The 4192-nt window shown below is 74.2% G+C and carries 1 pseudogene; it reads right to left on the bottom strand.

Annotation, left to right across the window (positions count from 1 at the left end):
• Positions 1-4176: pseudogene (locus tag POF73_RS45475) on the bottom strand (type I polyketide synthase); the annotation flags it as partial.
• Positions 4177-4192: the final 16 nt, after the last annotated feature.

The following is a 4192-nucleotide window of genomic DNA, read 5'->3' as shown; positions in this document are numbered from 1 at the left end:
AGCCGCGTCCGTACGGTCGGTTGTGGTGTCGGCGTGCGTACGGTCCTGGTCATCAGCGGCGTGCGTACGGTCCTGCGCACCGGAGATGCTCGTACCGTCCCCCGCGGTCGCGCCGGAGGCGGGCCGCAGCCGCAGCGACTCGACGGCGAGGACCGGTTGTCCGGAGGCGTCGGCGGCCCGGAGCGTCACCGCGTCCTCGGCGCACCGGGTCAGCCGGACGCGCAGCGTGCCCGCGCCGTCGGCGAGGAGCGTGGCGCGCTGCCACGCGAACAGAAGCAGCCCGTCGCCCAGTCCCTCCGGCAGACCGAGGCCCAGCGGGTGCAGCGCCGCGTCCAGCAGGGCCGGGTGCACCCCGAAGCGCCGCGCCTGCTCGCGCGCCTCCTCACCGAGTGCGACCTCGGCGTACACATCGTCGCCGTGCCGCCATACGGCGGTGAGCGCGCGGAACGAGGGGCCGTACTCCAGACCGGCGTCGGCCGCCAACCGTTCGTACAGGTCTCCGATCTCGACCGGTTCGGCACCGGCCGGCGGCCAGACGGCGAAGTCGGCCTCCCAGCCGGCCTGGGCGTCCCGCCGCGCGGCCGTGGTACCGGCGGGCGCGAGCAGACCGCCCGCGTGGCGGGTCCACGGGGCCTCGTCGAGCTGGGTGTCGTCGGAACATGAGTAGACGGCGAGGGCACGGGTGCCTCGGGCGTCCGGCTCCTCGACGCGGACCTGGAGCCGGACCGCGCCGTGTTCGGGCACCGTCAGGGGCGCCTCCAGGGTGAGTTCGCGCACCTCGTCGCAGCCGACCTGGTCGCCGGCGTGGACGGCGAGTTCCAGGAACGCGGTGCTGGGTACGACGGCGGTCCCGGCGAGCCGGTGCTCCGCCAGCCACGGGTGCGAGCGCAGCGACAGCCGTCCGGTCAGGACGACCGCGTCGCTGCCCGCGACCGGCATCGCGGCGGCGAGCAGCGGATGGCCGGTGGCGGCGAGGCCCAGCGCGGAGGCGTCGCCGGTCCCGGCGGGCACGTCGAGCCAGTAGCGCCTGCGCTGGAAGGCGTAGGTGGGCAGGGCGATCCGTGCGGCGCCGGTCAGCGACGGCAGGGGTGCCGTCCAGTCCACGTCGACGCCCCGCGTGAACAGGGCGGACACGGCCGCGATCAGGGTCCGCGGCTCGGGGCGGTCCGGCCTCAGCACGGGCACCTGGAGGCCGTCCGTCGTGGGCAGGCACGACTGGGCGAGGGTGGTCAGGGTGCTGTCGGGGCCGAGTTCGAGGAAACGGGTGACGTTCTGGTCGGCGAGGGTGCGGACGCCGTCGGCGAAGCGGACCGCGTCCCGCACATGCCGCACCCAGTAGTCCGGGGAGGTGACCTCCTCGGCGGTGACGGGTGCGCCGGTGACGTCGGAGATGACGGGGATGCCCGGTGCCGCGTAGGTGATGCTCTCGGCGACGGCGCGGAAGTCGGCGAGCATCGGCTCCATCAGCGGGGAGTGGAAGGCGTGGCTGACCTGCAGCCGCCGGGTCCGCTTGCCCAGTGCCTCGACGGCGGCGGCGATCTCGGCCACGGCGTCCTCCGTGCCGGAGACCACCACGGACAGCGGTCCGTTGACGGCGGCGATACCGACCTCGGTCTCCCGGCCCGCCAGCAGCGGCAGCACGTCGTCCTCGGACGCCTGGAGCGACACCATCGCCCCGCCGGCCGGCAGCGCCTGCATCAGCCGGCCCCGCGCAGCCACCAGACGGCAGGCGTCGGCCAGCGACCACACGCCGGCGACCTGCGCGGCGGCCAGCTCACCGATGGAGTGGCCGAGGAGCACGTCGGGGCGCACGCCCCAGGACTCCAGCAGCCGGAACAGGGCCACTTCGAGGGCGAACAGGGCGGGCTGGGCGTACTCGGTCCGGTTCAGTACGTCGGTCTCGGCACCGAAGACCACCTCCCGCAGCGGGCGCGGCAGTTCGGTGTCCAGGTGCGCGCACACGGCGTCGAAGGCATCGGCGAAGACCGGGTAGGTCTCGTACAACTCCCGTCCCATGCCGAGCCGTTGGGAGCCCTGCCCCGCGAACAGGAAGGCCGTACGACCGTCCTGGAGCGCCGAGCCGATGACGGCGCCCTCAGGCTGCTCGCCGTCCGCGACGGCCCGGAGTGTGCGCAGCGACTCCTCGCGGTCGGCGCCCCACACCACTGCCCGGTGCTCGAACACCGAGCGGGAGCGCACGAGGGACGCGGCCACCTCGACCGCCGTCGCCTCGGGACGGCCCGTGACGTGGTCGGCCAGCCGCTCGGCCTGCGCACGCAGCGCGGCTCGGCTGCGGCCGGAGATCACCCAGGGCAGCAGCGCGGGCAGGTCCTCCTGGACACCGCCCCGGGGCTCCTCCGAGGAGGGCGCCGGCTCCACGAGAGCGGGCGGCTCCGGGGCGGGCTGCTCCAGGACGATGTGTGCGTTGGTGCCGGACACACCGAAGGCCGACACACCGGCACGCCGCGGACGCCCCTCGGCCTGCGGCCACTCGGCGTTCTCCGTCAGCAGCCTGACGTCACCGGACGACCAGTCGACGTGGGTGGACGGCCGCTCCGCGTGCAGGGTGCGCGGCAACTGGCCGTGGTTCATGGCCAGCACCATCTTGATGATGCCGGCGACACCCGCGGCGGCCTGGGTGTGGCCGATGTTGGACTTCAACGAGCCGAGCCACAGGGGCCGTTCGCGATCCTGACCGTAGGTGGCGAGGATGGCCTGCGCCTCGATCGGATCACCCAGCGTCGTACCGGTGCCATGCGCCTCCACCGCGTCCACGTCGGCGGGCTTCAGCCCGGCACCGGCCAGCGCCTGCCGGATCACCCGCTGCTGGGCGGGACCGTTCGGGGCGGTCAGGCCGTTGCTGGCGCCGTCCTGGTTGACGGCGGAACCGGCCACGACGGCGAGCACCGTGTGTCCGTTGCGGCGGGCGTCGGAGAGCCGCTCCACGACGAGCACACCCACGCCCTCGGCCCAGCCGGTGCCGTCGGCCTCGTCGGAGAACGCCTTGCACCGGCCGTCCGCCGCGAGCCCGCCCTGCGAGCTGAACTCGACGAACGCGCCCGGGTCGGCCAGTACGGTCACACCCCCGACCAGCGCCAGGTCGCACTCGGCGGACCGCAGCGACTGGGCCGCCAGGTGCAGCGCCACCAAGGAGGACGAGCACGCCGTGTCGACGGTCACCGCGGGGCCCTCGAAGCCGAAGGTGTACGCGACGCGGCCGGAGACCACGCTGCCCGCGACCCCCGTCAGCAACTGCCCGCCGAGCCCCTCGGGCACCTCACGGAGTCCGGCACCGTATCCGGAGCTGCCGGCGCCGACGAACACGCCCGTACGGCTGCCGTGCAACGAGTCCGGCCTCATCGCCGCGTGCTCCAGGGCTTCCCAGGACGTCTCCAGCAGCAGCCGCTGCTGCGGGTCTACGGCGAGGGCCTCGCGGGGCGAGATGCCGAAGAAGGCGGGGTCGAACTGCGCGGCGTCGTAGAGGAAGCCTCCGGCACGGGTGTGGCTGCGGCTGGTGCCGCCGTCCGTGGAGCCGTGCAACGCGTCGAGGTCCCAGCCGCGGTCGGTGGGGAACTCGGAGACCGCGTCGGTGCCTTCGGTGACCAGTCGCCACAGATCGTCCGGGCCCTCCACCTGGCCCGGCAGGCGGCAGGCCATGCCGACGATGACGATCGGGTCGTCCGTCGTGACCGTCACAGCCGGGACGGGCAGCAGCGCGTCCGTTGCGCGGTCGCTGGTGTCGTCGGCGAACAGCTCCTGGCGCAGCAGCCGTGCGAGGGCCGTCGGCGTCGGGTGGTCGAAGACGAGGGTGCTGGGCAGCTTCATGCCCGTCTCGGAGGCGAGCCGGTTGCGCAGTTCCACGGCCGTGAGGGAGTCGAAGCCCAGATCGCGGAAGGACCGCGTGGCCTCCACCGCCCCGGCGTCGGCGTGGCCGAGGGTCGCCGCGGCTCCGGCCAGCACCAACTCCAGCAGTACGCGGTCGCGTTCGGCCGCGGGCAGCGCGCCGAGCCGGTGGCGCAACGCCGAGCCGGCCGATGCGCCGGCGAGGGAGTCCGAGGTGGTGGTGAGGGCCGCGCGTGCTTCGGGCAGGTCGGCGAGCAGTGCGCTCGGGCGGACACTGGTGTACGCGGGGGTGAACCGCGCCCAGTCCACATCCGCCACGACCACTACCGCGTCCGCATCCGACGTCGCG

It is taken from the genome of Streptomyces sp. HD, assembly GCF_028369295.1.
GTDB lineage: Bacteria > Actinomycetota > Actinomycetes > Streptomycetales > Streptomycetaceae > Streptomyces.
The sequence above is the reverse complement of the archived record's forward strand: the minus strand, read 5'-3'. Positions and strand labels throughout refer to the sequence as shown.